Origin of the sequence: Longimicrobium sp. (assembly GCF_036399255.1) — a bacterium.
In the GTDB taxonomy this organism is placed as follows: domain Bacteria; phylum Gemmatimonadota; class Gemmatimonadetes; order Longimicrobiales; family Longimicrobiaceae; genus Longimicrobium.
This window is the reverse complement of sequence record NZ_DASWNM010000164.1, coordinates 77950-96217: the sequence shown is the minus strand read 5'-3', so window position 1 is coordinate 96217 and position 18268 is coordinate 77950. Positions and strand designations below refer to the sequence as shown.

At 65.7% G+C, this 18268-nt stretch carries 13 protein-coding genes and 1 pseudogene; 10 read left to right on the top strand and 4 right to left on the bottom strand.

The features are described from left to right. The first annotated feature begins 274 nt into the window (after positions 1-274). Entirely contained in the window at positions 275-4246 is a 3972-nt protein-coding gene (locus VGC13_RS31330; RefSeq protein ID WP_331129291.1) for a Dyp-type peroxidase, read from the top strand. A gap of 204 nt (positions 4247-4450) precedes the next feature. Here VGC13_RS31330 and VGC13_RS31325 read toward each other — a convergent pair whose 3' ends face one another. Next, entirely contained in the window at positions 4451-5545 is a 1095-nt protein-coding gene (locus VGC13_RS31325; protein ID WP_331129290.1) for a TonB family protein, read from the bottom strand. A 178-nt stretch (positions 5546-5723) separates the two neighbouring features. Between VGC13_RS31325 and VGC13_RS31320 the strand changes: the two genes are divergently transcribed. From VGC13_RS31320 to VGC13_RS31290, 8 genes are all read left to right on the top strand, one after another. Then, positions 5724-6713 (top strand): CBASS oligonucleotide cyclase, encoded by a 990-nt coding sequence (locus tag VGC13_RS31320; RefSeq protein WP_331129289.1) that lies wholly within the window; start codon positions 5724-5726, stop codon positions 6711-6713. Between the two features lie 5 nt (positions 6714-6718). Continuing rightward, positions 6719-7225: a hypothetical protein gene (locus VGC13_RS31315; protein WP_331129288.1), complete on the top strand. Its 507-nt coding sequence runs from the start codon at positions 6719-6721 to the stop codon at positions 7223-7225. 9 nt (positions 7226-7234) lie between these two features. Next, positions 7235-8137, top strand: a complete 903-nt coding sequence (locus VGC13_RS31310) for an ATP-binding protein (RefSeq protein WP_331129287.1) — start codon at positions 7235-7237, stop codon at positions 8135-8137. Next, the gene (locus tag VGC13_RS31305; RefSeq protein ID WP_331129286.1) at positions 8134-9297 is read left to right on the top strand and encodes a hypothetical protein; all 1164 of its coding nucleotides are present in this window, start codon (positions 8134-8136) and stop codon (positions 9295-9297) included. The genes VGC13_RS31310 and VGC13_RS31305 overlap by 4 nt, the downstream gene beginning before the upstream one ends. Positions 9298-9320: 23 nt before the next feature. Continuing rightward, the gene (locus tag VGC13_RS31300; protein ID WP_331129285.1) at positions 9321-9851 is read left to right on the top strand and encodes a 3'-5' exonuclease; all 531 of its coding nucleotides are present in this window, start codon (positions 9321-9323) and stop codon (positions 9849-9851) included. 56 nt (positions 9852-9907) lie between these two features. Further along, positions 9908-10402: a helicase associated domain-containing protein gene (locus tag VGC13_RS33760; RefSeq protein WP_414683026.1), complete on the top strand. Its 495-nt coding sequence runs from the start codon at positions 9908-9910 to the stop codon at positions 10400-10402. Next, entirely contained in the window at positions 10368-10625 is a 258-nt protein-coding gene (locus VGC13_RS31295) for a Helicase associated domain protein (RefSeq protein WP_331129284.1), read from the top strand. The genes VGC13_RS33760 and VGC13_RS31295 overlap by 35 nt, the downstream gene beginning before the upstream one ends. 188 nt (positions 10626-10813) lie before the next feature. Continuing rightward, a complete protein-coding gene (locus tag VGC13_RS31290; protein ID WP_331129283.1) occupies positions 10814-14446 on the top strand; it encodes a hypothetical protein in 3633 nt (1210 codons plus the stop codon). A 207-nt stretch (positions 14447-14653) separates the two neighbouring features. On the opposite strand, the gene VGC13_RS31285 is transcribed toward VGC13_RS31290, so the two are convergent. The 3 genes from VGC13_RS31285 to VGC13_RS31275 all read right to left on the bottom strand — a co-directional run bounded on the left by VGC13_RS31285 (position 14654) and on the right by VGC13_RS31275 (position 17625). Beyond that, complete coding sequence (locus tag VGC13_RS31285; RefSeq protein ID WP_331129282.1) at positions 14654-16390, bottom strand: ATP-binding protein; 1737 nt, start codon at positions 16388-16390, stop codon at positions 14654-14656. Positions 16391-16656: 266 nt separating this feature from the next. Next, the gene (locus VGC13_RS31280; protein ID WP_331129281.1) at positions 16657-16869 is read right to left on the bottom strand and encodes a hypothetical protein; all 213 of its coding nucleotides are present in this window, start codon (positions 16867-16869) and stop codon (positions 16657-16659) included. A 75-nt stretch (positions 16870-16944) separates the two neighbouring features. Next, on the bottom strand, positions 16945-17625 hold the full coding sequence (locus VGC13_RS31275) for an RNA polymerase sigma factor (protein ID WP_331129280.1): 681 nt from the start codon (positions 17623-17625) through the stop codon (positions 16945-16947). Between the two features lie 151 nt (positions 17626-17776). Between VGC13_RS31275 and VGC13_RS33765 the strand changes: the two are divergent. Continuing rightward, a pseudogene (locus VGC13_RS33765) lies at positions 17777-17947 on the top strand (hypothetical protein); the annotation flags it as partial. Between the last annotated feature and the right edge of the window lie 321 nt (positions 17948-18268).

Below are 18268 nucleotides of genomic sequence, written 5' to 3'. Positions count from 1 at the left end.
GCGCCCTACCATGAGGCACAGGGACATCCCCGTTTCCTCCGGGTGCGAGACCGTCTCCACTGCTACCTCCTCTTTCCGTTCAGCGTCCGCAATCCGCCGTTTCTGGCGCGGTCGTCTTTAAGCGCTTATCATCTACTCCGTCGGCCGCCCGCCCGCATGTCCGCACCTTAATCCACTCCCCGGCAACACCCTCCGCGGACGCCCCGGCGTTCCGGCCGAATCCGTCCGTCTTCCGGATCATCCCCCGCCCGTTCACCCGCAGGAGATTTCGATCATGTCGCAGTCCGAGACCCCCGTCTGTCCCCACGCCAGTGCCGCCATGGCCGCCGCCGCCGCCCGCACGGAGGCCGACCTTTCCACGCACCGCGGCAACGACACCAGCCACGAGATCTGGCGCCAGGTGCAGCGCGGGCTGGTGTACCCCGCGCCGCACGCCGTCTTCGCCACCTTCTGGCGCGCCGAGAACGGCAAGCCGCTCACCCGCGAGGTGCTGCGCCGCGTGGTGAAGGACGTGCGCGCCGAGATCCACCGCGCCTACGGCAGCCAGAACACCACGGCCATCGCCGGCGTGGGCTTCGGCCTGTGGCGGGCGTGGTGCAGGGAGGAGGGGCTCCCCGTCCCCGCGGGGATGGAACTGCGCTTTCCCGTTGAGGGCGGCGAGGGCTCGGCCGTGTTCGGGCGCTCCAACGGCACCTTCGCCGATTCGCGCGGCGACCTGTTCTTCCACGTCAAGTCGCTGAACGAGGCGCACTGCGCGGCCGTGACGGACTTCATCCGCCTGCGGCTGGAGGCGGAAGGGTGCATCGACCCGTCGCGCACCGTCTTCCAGGCCGCCGCCACGAAGAGCAACGAGCCGGACCACATGGGCGGCAAGGTGCTGGGGTGCCGCTTCAGCGAGAACCTGAACAACCCCACGGACCCCGTCAGCATCCAGGCTAACGCCCTGGTGGGATACGAGGATGCGGCGCACATCGGCGCCAGCTACGTGCTCACGCAGCGCTTCACGATCAACTGGGATCTCATCCTCAACATGAGCCCAGAGCAGATCGAGGATCTGGTGGGGCGCACGACGGACGACATCCTCATCCCTTCGCGCGACACGCGCAGCCACATCCGCTCGTCGCGCGTGCAGGACGCGCACGGCGACACCATGCAGCTGCTGCGCTTGTCGCTCCCCTTCGGCCGCTCGCCGGCGCTGGGGGACGACGACCTGGTGACCAAGGGCGCCAGCCGCCGCGACGAGGCGGGGATCGCGTTCGCCGCGTACGCCCGCAGCGCGCGGGTGCTGGAGGAGATCATGGACAGCCAGATCGGCGCGACGGATGGCTTCATGCGCGACCGGCTGCTTTCCAACGTGCGCTCAGACGTGGGCGGGCTGTTCTACATCCCCTCCGTGGCGGACTTGGGGCTGGAGCCTGGCGACCTGGGGCTGGACGCACTGCCGGACGCGGAAGAGACGCACTGGGCCCGCTTTCCCGGCGTGGACTGGAACCGGCTGGACCGGCACTTCAAGGTGCGCTCGGACAACGGGCTCATGTTCTACAACCACAAGGACTACCTCTTCAGCGTCAGCACCATGGCGGGGGATCGGCGCGAGGCGTACGGCCCCCCGTCGAACCGCGTCACGCGGCTGCTGGCGAACGCCTTTTCGCGCTGGCAAGACAACTGGTACTTCGACCGGCGCCAGCAGGAGCTCAAGCACCTGTCCGCCTACGTGGCCGAGGGCTACGGCGAGGAAAAGGCCCGCGAGGTGATGGGGCTTTCTATTGCGGAGCGGATGGGGTGGGCCCACAAGGTGAGCCTGGGGCAGGTGTTCGCCAGCCACGCGTACGGCTTCCGCGGTCGCAAGCGCGTGGGGGCCAACTGGATCAACGGCGCCGACACCTACCGCGTGCACCCCGTGGAGCTGATCGTGGGCGCCACGCCCAACCTGGGGCTGGGGCAGGGGCGCTATGTCATCGACTACACGCGGGCGGACGAGCAGGAAAGCCACTTCTTTCAGAACCTGAGCTACGCGTCGGGCGTGGGCCACGTGGTCCCGGGATTCCAGCGCGTGCTGGACGCCGGCTTGGGTGCGTTGCTGGACGAGGTCGCCGCCAGGCGTGACGGCGCAGGGGACGAGAAGAAGCGGCAGTTCTACGCGGGCGTGCACCTGGCTCTGGAGGGCGTGCGCGACGCATGCCTGGCCTACGCCCGCTTGGCCGGGGAGATGGCCGCGGGGATGGCGGAGACGCAGGCCGCCGAGCGCGAGAACCTGCTGGGCATCCAGGCGCGGATGACGCACCTGTCCTCCGGGAAGCCGCGCACGATGCTGGAGGCGGCGCAGCTCATCTTCACGCTGCACGCGTCGCTGCACCTGATCGGCGAGCCCACGGCCATCGGGCGGCTGGACCAGATGCTGGAGCCGTTCTACCGCGCGGACGTGGAGGCGGAGCGGCTGACGGACGATGAGGCGCAGGAGATCATCGACTGCTTCTGGATCAAGGTGGGTGAGAAGGTGCAGCTCAACCGCCAGTTCGTGGAGGACCACCAGCCCTTCGGCAACCTGGCCATGGGCGGCTCGGCGGGCGCGTATCCGCAGGGCGCCGCCAACAACCAGTGGATCCAGCAGGTCACCGTCGGCGGGACGAAGCCGGACGGGAGCCCGGCCTACAACGCCGTGACGATGTTCTGCCTGCGGGCTGCGCGGCGCCTGCCGCTGAACGCGCCGTGCCTGAGCCTGCGCGTGCGGAGCGACATCCCCCGCGAGGTGCTGCGCGAGGCGGCGCTGGCCCTGCTCGCAGGCGGCGCGCACCCCATTCTGCTCAACGACGACAAGATCATCCCGGGCCTGCAGCTGAGCGGCGAGAACATCGGCGCGGGGGCGGACGTGGCGGCGCGGGCGGAGGGGTGCTGGCGCAGCGACGTGTCGCTGGAGGCGGCGCGCGACTACGCCTGCGACGGGTGCTACGAGCCGCAGATCGCGGGGCAGAACTGGTTCACTCTGGGCGGGATGGCCACGCTGCTCCCCCTGGAGTGCGCGCTGAACCAGGGGAAGACGTGGGCGAGCGCCGGGCCCATGTGGTTCCGCGGCACGCGCACGTCGTTCTCCTCGCCGGCGCCGGCGGAGATCCGCCGCTTCGACGACTTGGTGGACCTGTTCATGGAGCACCTGCGGCTGATGTATGCCAAGCAGGTGGACGGGCAGCTGGCCGCGTTCGGCAACGCCAGCAGCGTGTGCCCCTCGCCCCTGCTGTCGGCGCTGATGGACGACTGCCTGGACAAGGGGCTGGACATCTACGAGGGCGGCACGCGCTACAACTTCATCGCGCCCTGCTTCACGGCCCTGGCCAATACCATCGACTCGCTGTGGGCCATTCGGGTCATGGTGTTCGACGAGCGGACGGCCTGCACTTCGCTCCCGGAGCTGGTGGAGGCCATGCTCTGCGACTGGGGGCGCAACATGGTGGAGCCGTTCGTGAGCACGCTGGCGGGGCCGGCGCGCATCGCGGGGCGGGCGGAGCGCTTCCGCGAGCTGCGCCAGGTGGCCCTTTCCCTCCCCCGCTACGGCCGCGGGCAGGGGGAGATCGACGCGTTCGGTAACGAGATCGTGCAGCGTGTGGCGGAGACGGCCGTGCGCGTGTTCACCCACCCCGCGCCCTCCACGGCGCAGCGGATGGTGGACATCGCGAAGCGGCTGGGGACGCCGGAGAAGCCGTTCGGGGGGTTCCAGGTGCAGCCGGGGGTGGGCACCTTCGAGAACTACGTGGAGTTCGGCGCGCAGTTCGGCGCCTCGGCGGACGGTCGGCACCGCGGCGACCCCATGGCGTCGGACCTGAGCCCCATCCCCAGCCCCGCGGACCTGCCCGTGCAGCACCAGGAGGCGGTGTTCCTGGACGCGCTCAAGGGGTACACGGGCAGCGGCACGGACGCCCTGTGGGACGGCGCACCCACGGACATGAACATCCGCGAGGACTTTCCCGTGGATGCGCTGGAGCGGGTGCTGGCTGCGTTCGCGGCCGGCCAGGGGAGCAACATCCTCACCGTCACCTGCGCGAATCCCGAGACGTTCGCGGGCGCGGCGCGTGACCCGGAGAAGTACGACCTGGTGCGGGTGCGGATGGGTGGATGGTCCGAGTTCTTCGTGGCGATGTTCCCCGCGCACCAGGAGCAGCACCAGCGCCGGCCCCTGAGCACGCCGGAGAAGGCGTCTGCCTCCATTCATGTGGGCAACCTGCCCGTGGTCGGCGACTCCGCCCCGGTGTAGTGATGGCCGCGCGCTGATCGCGACTCATCGAAAGCCCCCGCATCCCTCCTGGATGCGGGGGTTTTCGCTTCTCATGCTGCCGCTCCTCATCAGGGTTTGTGACCATGGATTGCGGTGCTCTTCTCCGGAGACACCATAATTTTCTGGTCGTACATCATCACGCGCGCGCCTGGGACGTGTGAACGGGACGTCGCGCTGGTGTTCTCAGCGGCGAATTGAGAACCGGATCGGGACAACCGTCCTGGCACGCACCGCCCGCCCGTCCCGCTGGGCTGGGCGGAAGCGCATCTGCCCCACGACTTGGATCGCAGCGGTTCGAAACTCCTCCAGTGCGACATTCAGGACTTCAACGGTGGCAAGGTCCGGCACGCCGGTCGTATCCACTTCGACCGCTATAGTCACGTCTCCTGTCACCCCTGCGTCGCGGTAGAGGCGGGGATACAGCCGGACGAGCGCCGCCTGGATTTCCGTGCTGTTGAGGAGCCGCGGCATCGAGTCCGGGGGTGGTGGCTGCCGCGCCTCCAGGCCGCCGCGCTCTGCCAGAATCAGGCGGACCCGGACCCGCATGGGTTGGCCTCGCAGGGTGGCGGGCGAGAATCGCAGCCTCGGGATCAGGGGCTCCACCTCGAATTTCTGAGTCCCGCCTCCCAACACGTATGTGCCCGCAGGCTCGGGGATACCCGTTTCGCCTACCACGGCTTCCAACAGGATGGGCTCCGTCAGGTATTGCCCACCAAGTGCTGCAGCGATCATTTCGCGGGCTTCCGGCGTGAGGGCCGGCGCGGTGTCAGCCGAGTCCGCCGGTAGCGCGGGGAGAACCCCACGCATGTGATCACCCGCCCGTGCAGCCTCCGTCACAGCGTCCAGGAACTCCGACAGACGGGCAGAGGTCATCGGCACCAGGACCGAGTTCAGCAGCTGGTGGTCGTGCATGTCGAGGCGGTAGCGGCTCGGCCTGTCTGCCTCCTCGGTGCGGTGTACCCGCAGCACGTACTGGAGCGTGCCCGTCGAGGTCTCCAGCCCCAGTTCCTCTCCCGGCTCCGGCCGCAGCGGCCGTCGCATCATCGAGCGGACGCTATCCACCCATAGTCGTGCCTCGCCGGGACTGGCCACGACGGCCACGGCCTCCACGACGCTCCTGGCGTCCACGCGCACGTTACCGTCGACGGTTGCGACGCGGACCGTCTGCCGGCCCGAGTCGAACTCGGCGATCCGGCGCGTTCTCGTCTGTGCGTCAAGAGGAAGACTTGCAGCACAGAGCAGAATGAGCGTGGGGACGAAACGTATCGTCAGACGCATATGGAATGGTCGTTGGATATGGCGTTGGCCTACAGGGAATCCCCGATGGACGCTGGTGTGGTTCCTCCTCAGCTGGAGCTCGTTTCTAAGGACCAGGCTCATCTACCGCTTCCGTGCAACCTCTCTCTCTGGATTGCCCGACGCGATTGCGCGCAGGTGAATTCCGAATACATTCCGAATGTTCGGTGTCACCCGATTCATGCGAGGTAATGTGGAACTGAATGATGCGCAGACGGGCTGGTTCGTGGATCAGAGACTCAAGCTGCCCCAAGGGAAGCGCCTGGAGTATCTTGGCCAGGTTGACCGGCTGATCGAGAACTTTGCCGCAGAGGTCCGCAAGGCGCCGGATCTCGGGATCTACAAGTTCCGCAAGACCGGGTCCCTCCGTAAGGGTACGGTGCTGCGCCCCAGAGGCGACGTAGGCGTAGATGCCGACGTGGCCGTCTACATGAAGCTGGAGAATCCCGACGAGTTCCCACTGGAAACGCTTCATGAGCGGCTGCGCGCGATGCTGGTCGCCGCATACCCCGGGAAGCCCTCGTCGGACTTTGTGGTTCAGCCGCGTACCCTTGGCATCACCTTCAGGACGTCCGGGCTCGAGATGGACCTGGTCCCGGTGATTCCGAACGACGAGGCGTGCGACTACGGATGGCAACCTTCTTCGCGAGGTGCGCCACCCCTGCTTACGAGCATCCCTCGGCAGCTGGAGTTCATCCAGGCGCGCAAGCAGGGCTATGCGCGTTTCACCTCCGTCGTGCGCCTGCTGAAGCACTGGCGCAACCAGCACGAGCTGGACGGACTGCGCTCGTTCCTGATCGAACTGATCGCCAGCCATCTCCAGGATAAGCATGGCGCGCCTCGTACGATGGAAGACGGGCTGCTGCGCTTCTTCCTCTACGTCGCGCAGACCGAGCTTCGCCAGCCGATCTACTTTCCCGAATCCGGAGCCGTCACCGCGCTTCCCGCGGATCGCGTCGTGGTTCTGGATCCCGTGAACCTGGAAAACAACGTTGCCAGCCGGCTGACGGAGCCGAATTGCCAGGAGATCGTGGCGAAAGCGACCGAGGCGTGGGAGCTCCTGACGGCAGCCCGCAACAACGGTTACAAGGGGGAGACGCTGGAATACTGGAAGGATGTGTTCGGGCGTTCCTTCGCGATCGAGGAGTAGGTCCGATGTCCTTTAGCGATACGTATACGCAGAGCTACACCACCGCCGACGTTGGGAAGGTGCTGGACTGCTTCGCCGCCGACTTCGACGGGATCTCGCAGAGCACCGGGCTACGCACGCGTGAGGACGTGAAGGCGCTGTCGGCCGACGTTAAGCTGATGGCCCAGCTGGGACACCTCCGCGAGTTGGACCTGTGTCTTTACGACGCCGCTGGCCGGCTGATCCGGGCCGCGAAGTACGAGGTTCAGACGGAGGCGGGCAGCCTCGTCGCTCAGCGGCCGGGAGGGAACATGTGGCCGCAGACCCCGGGTGGGCTCCTGCGGGTCTACATGAAGCCTACCCAAGGGTGGCAGAAGCTGGGGGCAGCGGAGAAGCAGGTGCTCGACAAGCGCCTTTCGCGCCCATGGTCACACGAGAGCCTGGACTCCTCGTTCCCCACCTTGGGCCGCGCGGACGACGGGCGGTCATACGTGAGCAATGGATTTGGCCTCCAGCGGAGCACCTATCGATGAGGCGGGCCGGTGACCGAGGCTAAGGACCTCTTCGAGTTGGAGCTGCCCCTCCCTGACGAGACGCTGCAGGCAAGGGCGGCGCGCCTGGTAGGCTTTGAGCAACGCTACGAGAGGCTGAGGCGGGACCTGCGGCTCCTGGCCAGCCCCGACGAGGTGCGGGATTGGAGCCAGCGCTTCTACGGGCGCGAGCTGCCCATCGTCTCAGCCGTGGGAGACCGCTACCCGCTGGTGATCTTCGGCGGAGACGTCGGGACGGGTAAGACCGTGACCGCGGAGGCGGCATGCGACCGGCTGGCGCGTGAAACGGGAAAGGACGCCGTGCTGTTCAAGCTGAGCACGCGCGTGCGCGGCACGGGGAAGGTCGGTCAGATGAGCACGCTGATCAACCAGGCATTCGAGACGGTCATGCGCGAGGCGGGAAAGACCCGGACCACCTACCTCATCATCGACGAGGCCGATTCTCTCACCGCCACGCGCGATGATGCGCACAGCCATCATGAAGACCGCGTGGCGGTCAACACCGTGATCCAACGCGTGGACGACCTTCGGCGTCTGGGTGGCAGGGTGCTGGTGTTCCTTTGCACCAACCGGGCTTCAGCGCTCGACGCGGCGGTCACTCGTCGTGCGGCGCGCACGGAGGTCTTCAACCGCCCGGATGCCGCCGAGCGTGAGGCGCTGTTCCGGATGGACCTGGAGGGGCTGGACATCCCGGATGAGGTGGTGGAGCAGCTCGTGGACCTTACAGGGCCACGAAAGAACCCTCCACGTCCCGGCTTTACCTTTTCTGACCTGCGCTCGCGCCTGCTTCCTGAAGCGTTGGCGCACGCGTTCCCGGCGCGTGTACTCTCACCGGACGACCTGCTCCGTGCCGCTGAGGAGCTCATCCCATCGCCGGAAGTCGGTGCACGATGAACAACCTGAGGGGTCGACGCGTGCAGATCGCCGGCAGCGCGAGCCCGGAAACCGCCGTCGAGCGCCTGGGCTATGCTCACGAGCTTGTTGCAGCGGTGGTTCGCGGCATTCTTCGCCAGGGCGGCGGGATCGTTGTGGGCACAGGGAAAGAGCCGCGCGCGGTGGGTGCGGCGGCCGGTGCGCCGGCGCTCACTTTCGACTGGACCGCGCTGGAAACCGCAGCCGAGTGTCTTCGCGCTGATGAGTCGCTTTACCCCGAGGCCGCCGGCGCGCCAGTCGTGGTCATATCCTCCGAAAAAGCGGAGCACGAGATCCCCGAGGCACGGCGTCCGTTGTGGGAGGAACTGCTCGCCTCCGGGCGCATGCGGGTTGAGTCGATCCGTGCAGGATCCCGGTCGGCGGCTTTGATCCGCCAGCGCCAGGCGGAGTTCAGCGATGTGCTGCTGGTGCTCGGCGGAGGAACTGGTGTGGAGCATTCCGCAGAGCTGTTCCTGGAGCGCCAGCGTTCCGTCCTGCCGCTCGACCTGCCGCTCGGCTCGAGCCGTGGCGACGGGACTGGAGGTGCCGAACGCCTCGCGAAGGAGGTACGCGCGGACGCGGCCCGCTTTCTCCGGCTGGACTCCACGGTCGCGGACCTCGCGACCACCCGCTTCTCCGGGCTGGGAACGCGCCTGGGAACAGCGTCCAGCTCCGTGATCGCTGAGCGGGTGGTGAGCCTACTCTGTGAGCTGGAGCTACCCCGGGCCTTTTACGTCCGGCTCCTTAACCCGGATCATCCGCAGTTTCCTCAGGTCGAGGCGTTCTTCCGGAACGTTGTCGACCCGGTGATTCGCGCGGCCGGGTACCAGCGTATCGAGATCGGCACCGATCGCGCTGAGCACCCATTCATGAACGTGGACATCTTCCACAATCTGCACCATGCTCCCCTCGCGATCGTGGATGTGACGGGCTCTCGCCCGAACTGCTTCATTGAACTGGGATACGCCCTCGGTCGTGCCGCTCGCGTGCTGGTTACCGCTGAGAACGGCACCAGCCTTCCTTTCGACCAGCAGGCAATCCCTTGCCTGTTCTGGTCGGCAACCGAGGTTGACGAGCGACGGCGCGAGCAGCTGGTGGAATTCTGGCGTAAGTACGTCGACAGGCCTCCCCTGGTCCGTTGATCTTCTCGCAACCCGCGTCTCCCATGACCGAGGTCTATATCTCCGTTGACGTCGAGGCCTCGGGACCTGTCCCGCCCGCCTACAGCATGCTCTCCATCGGAGCATGCGTGGTGGGGGCGCCTGAGCGGAGCTTCTACGCTGAACTGCGTCCCATTGGCGAGGGAGCCGTGCCTGCAGCGATCGAGGTGGTGGGTTTGCCGCTGGATCACTTCCAGCGTAATGGCCGCGAACCACGTGACACCATGCTCGACTTCAGGCGGTGGATAGGCGAGGTGAGCGGGGGTGGTGAACCAGTCTTCGTGGGCTTCAACGCCACTTTTGACTGGGCGTTCGTAAACTGGTACTTCGTTACGTTTGTTGGCGAGAATCCCTTCGGGATCGGAGGCGTGGACATCAAGTCGTACTACATGGGTATGGCCAACGTTTCGTGGGCGGAGACGCGCTCGAGCCGGCTTCCTGCCGAGCTAAAGAGCTCGGAACCGGAGACTCACAATGCCCTTGATGACGCACGTCGTCAGGCTGCACTCTTCGAACGAATGCGCACAGCGCAGTAGTTCGGGAAACATGAGGCCGTTTCCGCCTTGAAGAGTCCGATTGCAGCGTCGTCACCATTCACTGGCTCAGGGGCTACTACCGCCGGATCCCGCTCCCACGCTTCCGCAGGTCCGTCGCTCTGCAGGCGCTAAAGCAGGCGGGCGACCCGTTTGAGTACGGGTTGGAGCGGCTGCTGGTGCACGCCGAGGACACGGGCTCGGCCGCAGTACCGGTGGCGCATGTCGCGCCCGACCGATTCGCGCTTGGCCGTTGGACGGCCTCCGTCCGGGCCGCATACCGGCAGGGACGTTTGACGGACGAGCGCATCGGTCGCTTCGAGGCGCTCCCGGGATGGTACTGGGGGCGAGACGACGCGGAGTGGAGGTGGGGCCATCGTGCACTGCTCCGGCACGTCCGGAGGAACGGCCACGTGCAGGTTGTGGACGGCTGGTGGAGCCGGCGCGACGGGTGGCTGGGCGCGTGGGTCGCCCAGCGGCGTGGTGAGCCGGGCAACCAGTTCTCCGGCGCGCTCGGTGATGCCGGACGGCACGACGGGCGAGGACCGCGATGAACGCTTCGCCTTCAATGTCGCTGCTGCGCGAGCTTACCACGCGGCGCATGGACACCTCCGCCCCGGCAAGAAGGACCGGCCGAACGGCGTGAACCTTTACCAGTGGCTCAAGAACCAGGAACTGCAGATCCGCCAGGGGACGATTCCGCCCGAGCGCCTGGAAACCGTGACGTCACTGCCCGGATGGGAGGAGCGGCAGGAGATGACGGCTACCACCTCGTAGCCTACGTGCATGTGCGCTGCTTTTGCTGCACATTAGCTTGTGCCGCGGCACCTGTGATGATGGTCCTCTTTTCGTCTTCTCATTCGATGATCGATCCTTTATCCACCAGTCTGCTGACCAAAGCTGGAAGCGCTTTCGCCGGTGTGCTGGGAAAGAGCGCGGCCACCCGACTCCTGCGCGTGGAACCCGTGAAGCGGTCGATCAAAGAGGTCGATCGGCAGTTCGAGGGCAGGGTCGAAGACGTGGCAAGGGCGCTAGGGCGCTGGCTGGAACACCCGGAGGTGCAACGCCAGCTGACCGATTTCCACGAGCAGCCGGCGAACCGCAACCATGTGGTCCCGGTGGTCCTCCAGCGGTTCGTCGAGGGTGATTTCTTTGCCGGCGCGGAAACGGAGGAAACCGCGCGAGAGGTTCTCGATGTCTTTTTCACGAGGCTGAACGAGAACCTCCTGCGTGATGAGCGCGTTGGTTCCGTCGTCGCCGACACGCGGAGTGACGCCAGGCACAACGAGATGTTGTCGGAAATCCAGGCGCTCCGGCGCGCGGCGGAAGAAGGATCTGCGGAAGGGAAGGACAGGCGTTCGTGGGAAGTAGTAGTGAGGGCGAGAAGTGACGCCGCCAGAGGCTTGCTGAACCCGCACTCCCTGCCCCGCATCCCACGCCGCGAGGTGGGTGGGAAGGTATATGCCGCGATCAAGAGAGGCCTCTCGGAAGAGTTCCAGCGCATCATCCCGATACTCGGGCCGGCCGGCTACGGCAAGAGCACGCTCCTGGGGGAGATCTACGACAAAGTCGTTGAAGATGCGGAAGTTGGCTGGGTCGCTCTGCTCCTTGTGACCGAGTTGCCGTACGAGGCCGAATACGCCCATACGGCCGACCGGCTCGCCATTGACGTGGGGAAACTCTCCAGCGGCGACGAGACATCTCTCGAGGACATCGTAAGCGAGCTCAGCGCCGAACGGGGCCCGGGAGTCGTGCTGATCGACACGGTCGATCTGATTCTGAATCGAACGTTCGTCCCCGCGTTCCGCACATTGCTCCGCGGGCTCCTGGATTCAGGCGCCGCCGTGGTGTTCACATGCCGTGACCACGAGTACCACGCGTTCTTCGAGCCCAAATCGAGCGTGTTCGGATCGCCGCTGGAGACCGCGATCGATCGTTACAGTGTCCCGGAGTTCGATGACGCTGAGGTGGTCGAGGCCGCGGATGCCTTCATCAAACATCATCCCGAGATCTCGATCTCCAGCGGGCAGGAATCCTTCGGAGCCGCCCTCCTTGCGTTGACGGCTGGCAACCTCTCGCTGAGGGACATCGTCCGGAACCCATTGCGGCTCGCGATGCTTTGCGAGCTGTTCGGCCGCGACCGCAATGTCCCGGCTGACCTGACCACCAGCCGGCTGTACGCGACGTACTGGGAGCGGAAGATCTCGCGGAACCGTAAGTACAGCCCTGGTTCAGCCGTTCCGGCCCGGATGGAGAAGCTCTGCCTGGACCTGGCACGGCTGGCCTTCCAGGAATCCCAGGACGTCGTCCGCGAGTCTGTTTACCTGACCGATGTGCGCGAGGCGGATGCTGCGGGCAGTACGGCAGCATCGGAGTTGATCAGCGAGGACGTCCTCCAGCCGGTCGGTGACGGCAGGATCCGGTTCTTCCACCAGACGTTCCTGGAATATGCGATCGCGCGTCTGCTTGCCACGCATTCTGGCCGGAAGGACAGGGAGCGTCTCGTCAGCGAGCTGAGGGAAGCCGACGCGGAGGTGGCGCGGCTCCACTGGTGGCCGGTATTCAGGCAGCTTCTTGCGATCGTCGATCGGGAACAGTTCGGCTTCCTCACCGGCGAGGTTGGACTCGACCGGCTACCCGCATTCAGGGCGGCCGCGTTCGCCGCGGCTGCCAGGCAGGAGCCCGATGCCCTGCTGAGTCTCCTGCCGCTTGCTCGTGACCGGAGCGAGGAATTTCAGCAAGACTTGCTCGAGGCCGCGTTGACCGCTCCGCTCCACCTTGCGGAGGCGGCATGGCTGATCGCACTGGCTCTTGCGCGGAGTGCGTCGCGGAAGCCTGCCGTGAACGCGGTGAAGCGGTGCGGGTGGATGCTCTCCCGTGTTCCCGGTTCCATGGCTGACCGGGTTGCCGAGATCCTGTCCGCGCTGGCCGAGAACCCGAACCTGACTCATCAGGACCGGAGCAGCGCAGCGGGGTTCTTCCTCACCGCCGGCCGTCACGCGCTGGAGGCCGCTACCGACGTCGCGGCGCTCGACGCCTTCTGGACCCGGTCCGCGCTGCTCGGAGTCGATTCAAAGGCCGTGGTCCTGCAACTGTATGCACGACCGGGAATTCCTGCACCGGCCAAGGAAGCGGTGCTGCAGGACCTGGTCAGCGTCGCTGCGCACCAGAAGATGCGGGAAGCGCTGACAGAGCTGCTGCAGGACGTGGCGCCGCTCTGGCTCCAGCCCGGGCCGGGTGCGAAGTGGGGATCATGGTTGGAGATGCTCCAGGCGGAGTTGCCGGACGGGTGGGATGTCGTCCAGGCGCGTGTCGTTGGTCGGAGGGCATCCGCGGATCGGGTCCTGCTGGACGATCTGGTTCGCGGGCTGCTGCAGGGGCCGATGCGTCATCTGCAGCGATACATGATCGCGATCAGCGAAGCGGCCCAGGCTGGAGCCGGCCCCGCCATCGTTGTCGTCCTCGAGAACGCGCCTGGTCGAGTTTCGGCCGACAGGTACCGGACGGTGTCACGACTCGTCGGTGAGATGGCCCCGGGCCTGGACGCGGAGCATCGAAGACGCCTTGCTGCCGCGGTGCTGGACACCTCCTCGCCTGAGATAGAGCCCACGGTCGCGGTCCTTGCTTCCATTGCGGACCTTTCCGACGAGGCGCGGGACCAGATCCTCGAGCTCATCGCCGCCCAGCCCGCCGAGCGCTGGGAGGTGCTCGCGTCACTGGTCTTCCGTCTGGTCCACAGCAGCGTCAGGGCCGAGCTCGCAAAGCCTCTGCTACGCCTGGGCTCCGAAGGGGGGAGCGCTGCTTCGCCAGCCCTCCTGAAATTGCTGGCGGAACTCGTGAAAGACGATTCCGGCGCCCTGGACATTCTGTTCCAGATGGCCACCGGCGGGTCGAAAAAGAATGCTCTCGCGGCCGCGGCCTTGATCCTGGACCTTGTGGGCTTGCGCGAGCGGCCTACTCCCGAGGAACTGCTCCGCCTGCTCGTTTCCCGGGTCGTTGGGGTCCAGGTGAAGGGGGTCGAAGGATTGAGAGGCGTCATGGACGTCGCGGGGGACCTTCCCGAGGACGTGATGAGTGGGGCGGCCGCGGCGCTGCAGTCCACCACCAGTGTGGCGGTCCTACAGCCTTTCTGTGACCTCGTGGCGGAATGGATACGCCGCTCGGGCCGCGTGCCCGTCACCGCCGTCCGGTTCATTGCCGGCCTGCCGGCACGCTTGCCCGAGCAGCCGGTGAATGCCGGGCTGGCGAGGTCGGCCCTCGTTTCACTCAAACTGGCTGCCCAATCCGAGGATCCCGCTATCGCGAGGGATCTAGGCGCGTGGGCATTGGAATTTTTCCGGTGGATCGATGTGCAGCGGATCGGGGATGGCGAGGGTCAGATGAAGGAGCTCCTGGCCGCGACCGCCAGGATCGACGGCGGGTTTCTGGGTCAGCTCGTTGTTGCTGCGGAGGGTCTGCCTGTCCGGAACATACGCGCGGCGGCGCTCGCGATGCGACGCGTCGAGGGCCTGCACTCCGTGCATCTCACCGACCTCATGCGGATGGAGTGGTGCCCCGACGAGGTTAGGCGGCTAGTTCTCACATTCAGGGGAGCGTAAGGCTCCAAGAGACAAGCAAGCGCCCCGCGTTAGTGGAACGCGGGGTGCTTATCTTGAGCGAAGTTCGTCACGGGGCGAGCAGAGATCGGATAGGTCGAGGTCCTGGGCGGCTTAACTTACCAGGAGCTGTGCCCTGTTTTTCTGACATCTTCAGATAACGGCATACTTCGTCACTAGCTTACTAGTTAACATGCTAATGACGAAGCTTCAATCACCCGGGTGAGCCAGCCTGTATCTCGCATTTGGGTCCCGAGCAGTGCGAGTAGTAAGGTTTACGATCTTCTCGGCCCGGAGCTTGGCAAGCCACCGTCCGACCGTTTCGTCAGAGAGGCCGAGTCGCACAGCTATGTCCGCACGTGACAACTCGCCGGCTGCCCCGAGCAGTGTGACGATTTCCCCGCGGCGATCTGCTCTGCGTCGGCGAGACCGGCTCTGTGCTATAGCAGGCGGGGTAAGCGCGAGGTGGTAGGAGGTCCACCTGCCAGTACCATCCTGATCGACAAGCCCTCTCTGGACGAGATCGCCTAGCTCGCGGGTGACAACCCGGCTGTCCAATCCGCTAATCTGCCGATAGGACGCGTTTGTGACTTGTTCTCCACGCCTGAGAAGTGCCAGAGCCATCCGTTGATTATCAGTCAGATCGTAGCCGTCTACGGTTTCGAGCCAAGCCAGAGTTTCCGAATCGAGCAGGGTGTGGTTGGGGAACGTAACCTGGAAGGTCGCAATCCGGTCTGCGAAGTGCGGCGGGCTCATGCCGGCTTGGCGGAGCACGGCCAGCATGGCTCCAATCCCAGATCCCCGGTTTTCGCAGACCACTTCGTTGCGTCCAGGCACGGGGACGTCCTCTAGCAGCTTCATCAGGAGCTGGTTCCTTGAAGAAGATATCCCTTCTTCACCCAATCGGTCGACCGTGACGGGACCGAAGAGTCCGCCAGGATTTACTATCTCGAGCCGATCCGGAAACATGCGGACTTGGACTGGTGTGCCGCGAGCCAGCGCACTTAGATCCCGGTGGACTACTGCATTGACCAGCGCTTCCCGGAGCGCTGTTTCCGGGTACTCCCACAAGTCCTCACGGAACAAGCCTCGAACGATGGCTCGCCGCTTCATATTCCGCTGCAAAGCCTTTAGTACGGGTTCCAGGAGCCGTGGAATCGGTCCATCGAATCGTCCCTGGTCGAGAAAGCGTTCACCCCGCGGCCCAGGCTCACCCAGGTTTGGGGTTGGGTAGACCACGAAGGTAACCCCTAGTTCGGAAAAGAACTGCTGAGGGAAGGCTCCGAGTGCGAGCAATCCCCCGATCGAAGGAACCCACCTGTCTTGATGCTTGACCAGCACCTTCAGGACGCGTAGCGCCTCTTCGTCTGTGCGATCACGAAAGATGCTTCGATCTGTCCGTCGCAGCCGGTCAAGGAGACCGCGGACGAGTTCAGGATCGAGATCGGTACTGGTCGCTTCAACAACAGGGGCCTCGTCGTCGCGCGGTTGACCGCGCGAAGCGATCATCACCTGGACTTCGTATTGGCTGAGCTTACGATCACCGTCTGCAACGCGGATGAAGGCACCGTTGGTCAGGCCCGCTCCTCGATAGTAGACCGGTTTCTGCCCGAGTTCTGCTTCGGGAATCTCAGCAAGTACCAGCGTGGCACCTTCAATCTTATGCAACTCGATCAGCGCCCGTACGGGTGGTTGCATCTCATCGCACAGGCTCGCAAGATCTTGCATGACCTTCTTGGCGTTATCCACTCCTGACGTCGCGAAGCCATTGCTTTCGTCCAAGCCGAGGATCAGCACGCCCCCGCCCGGAGTGTTCGAGAACGCCGAGATCGTTTCCCATAAGCGGCTTGGCAAAGCTCGTTGAGAGCGCTTCGCTTCAACGTGGACCAAATCAGTTCGGAACTCCTGAAGTCGTGTAATCAGTTCTGACAGTTCGGCCGTGGTCATCGCCGGATTCCTCAAAGAGCTTCTTCATTAGCTTACTAGTTACCAAGCTAATGAAGAAGCTCACGTCTCGCTACAGGTGATCAGCAGCCGCGAAGGTAGTTGTAGATGGGTAGTTACGGGATGGTCCGCGCACACGCGTTAGGGCAGGTTAACGCGTTAGCTCAGGAGGGAAATCATCACTTCCGATGAGGAGGCCCGGTTACTCCTGAGCCTGAGAAGGACGCACGTTGAGCAAGTGCAGGCTCTGCGATCATCTCTTGCTTGGTTCAGTTGGGATCCTGGCGAAGGCGGCGCATCGCTTCACGCGCGGCTGCCTCGGCCGCGGCGCGCTCTACGGGCGTGGCGGGGCTGGTGTCCACGGGTGCGTCCAGGTCGGGCGGCGGCGGGAGCTCGGGCCTGTCTGGCCGGCCGCGCATGCGCAGGTAGGCGCGGATCAGCCGGTCGAGCAGTCTGGGGGGAAGATCGTCGCCGTCGCGCATGGAGGCTCGCGGTTCGTCTGTTTGCACGCTTGCGTGGTTACTAGCAAGCGTGTGCGGATGCACCCGCGCCGGGGGTCAGGGCGGGCCGACGTGGGTAGATACCCCGATGGACGCGAGCCAGTGCAGCACGGCGGCGGACTGTTCGGGCGGGAGCTCAGCGATCCGGCGGAGTACCGTCGCGCGCAACCGCTCCTGCAGCCGCTGGTACCGCCGCTTTGCCGCGGTATGGGGCAAATTGAGGGCGGCACCGGTTTCGGCCCACTCATCTCCCTGCACCAGCCGGTGCCAGAATAGCGCCTGAGCTTCTTCCCCCGCACCTTCCAGCGCTTCGCCGAGGAGGCGGAGCATTATCTGCTTTCCCTGCGACCCCGCAGCGTCATCCCCGTTCCAACTCGTCGGATCCTCGACCTCCAGCTCGTCCAGCTCCTCGTCGAAAACCACCACGTCCCACTCGTCCCGCGTCTGGCGCGCGCGATCGCTGGCGAGGTTGACCGCGATCGCCCGCGCCCATGTGACCAGCTGCCCGTTGGTCTGCCCGTGGAAGGAATGCAGCCCGTGCGCCACGCGCACCAGTGCTTCCTGGGCGATCTCGGCGGCGTGCTCGTCGCCCTCTCGCCAGTGGCTGAGCCACCTGCGCAGGTATCGGTTCAGCTCGACGTGCAGCTCTTCGAGCAGCTGTCCCATCGCGCCGTCGTCTCCTGCCAGCGCGGCTTGCGCCAAGTATACCAGCAGTGTCTCGGGTTCCGAGCCGTGCATCGCTCCTCCCGGTGTCCGCGTACCTTCGTCCCTCCCTATTGGCAGACGAAAGCGCGGCACCGGTGCCGCGCTTTCGTCCGCCCTGGTGGAAGCGGCAGAGTCGCGGGAGCCGGGGCTCCCGGGGCGCGGCCGCCCTGCCGGGAGCGGGACGATGCCCGAAACGAAGAAGCCGGCCGACTACCGGGCGATGGCCGCCCGGCGGAATGCCGTGTGGCTCGGTCCGGAGGTGAGGAACGCGAACACACGCACCTGGTGGCAGTGCCTGGCCTGCGGTCGCAGGTGGAAGGCGATCTACAACACGCTGCAACGTGGGAGCGGATGTCCCGACTGCGGGGTTCGGCGGCGCAGCGCCCGCAGGGTGCTCGGGCCGGAGGCGTATCACGCCCTTGGGGAAAGACGTGGGTTCCGGTGGACGGGTGAGCATCCGGGATCGGGTACGCGGAAGACGGAGTGGCGGTGCGGACGGGGCCACGCCTGGCGTACGACGTACCAGCGCCTCGCGGCCGGGCGGGGGTGCCCGGCATGCGCGAAGGCTGGTCATGAGGCCCGCTGTGCGCGCGATCGCCACCGGGACGAGGATTACCGGGCGGCGGGGGAGAAGGCTGGGCTGGAGTGGCTCGGACCCATGCCGCGGAGCGCGCAC

Coding starts and splice junctions, on each gene's coding strand:
- VGC13_RS31330 (WP_331129291.1), top strand. CDS start 275: ATGTCGCAGTCCGAGACCCCCGTCTGTCCCCACGCCAGTGCCGCCATG.
- VGC13_RS31325 (WP_331129290.1), bottom strand. CDS start 5,545: ATGCGTCTGACGATACGTTTCGTCCCCACGCTCATTCTGCTCTGTGCT.
- VGC13_RS31320 (WP_331129289.1), top strand. CDS start 5,724: ATGTTCGGTGTCACCCGATTCATGCGAGGTAATGTGGAACTGAATGAT.
- VGC13_RS31315 (WP_331129288.1), top strand. CDS start 6,719: ATGTCCTTTAGCGATACGTATACGCAGAGCTACACCACCGCCGACGTT.
- VGC13_RS31305 (WP_331129286.1), top strand. CDS start 8,134: ATGAACAACCTGAGGGGTCGACGCGTGCAGATCGCCGGCAGCGCGAGC.
- VGC13_RS31300 (WP_331129285.1), top strand. CDS start 9,321: ATGACCGAGGTCTATATCTCCGTTGACGTCGAGGCCTCGGGACCTGTC.
- VGC13_RS31295 (WP_331129284.1), top strand. CDS start 10,368: ATGCCGGACGGCACGACGGGCGAGGACCGCGATGAACGCTTCGCCTTC.
- VGC13_RS31285 (WP_331129282.1), bottom strand. CDS start 16,390: ATGACCACGGCCGAACTGTCAGAACTGATTACACGACTTCAGGAGTTC.
- VGC13_RS31280 (WP_331129281.1), bottom strand. CDS start 16,869: ATGCGCGACGGCGACGATCTTCCCCCCAGACTGCTCGACCGGCTGATC.
- VGC13_RS31275 (WP_331129280.1), bottom strand. CDS start 17,625: ATGCACGGCTCGGAACCCGAGACACTGCTGGTATACTTGGCGCAAGCC.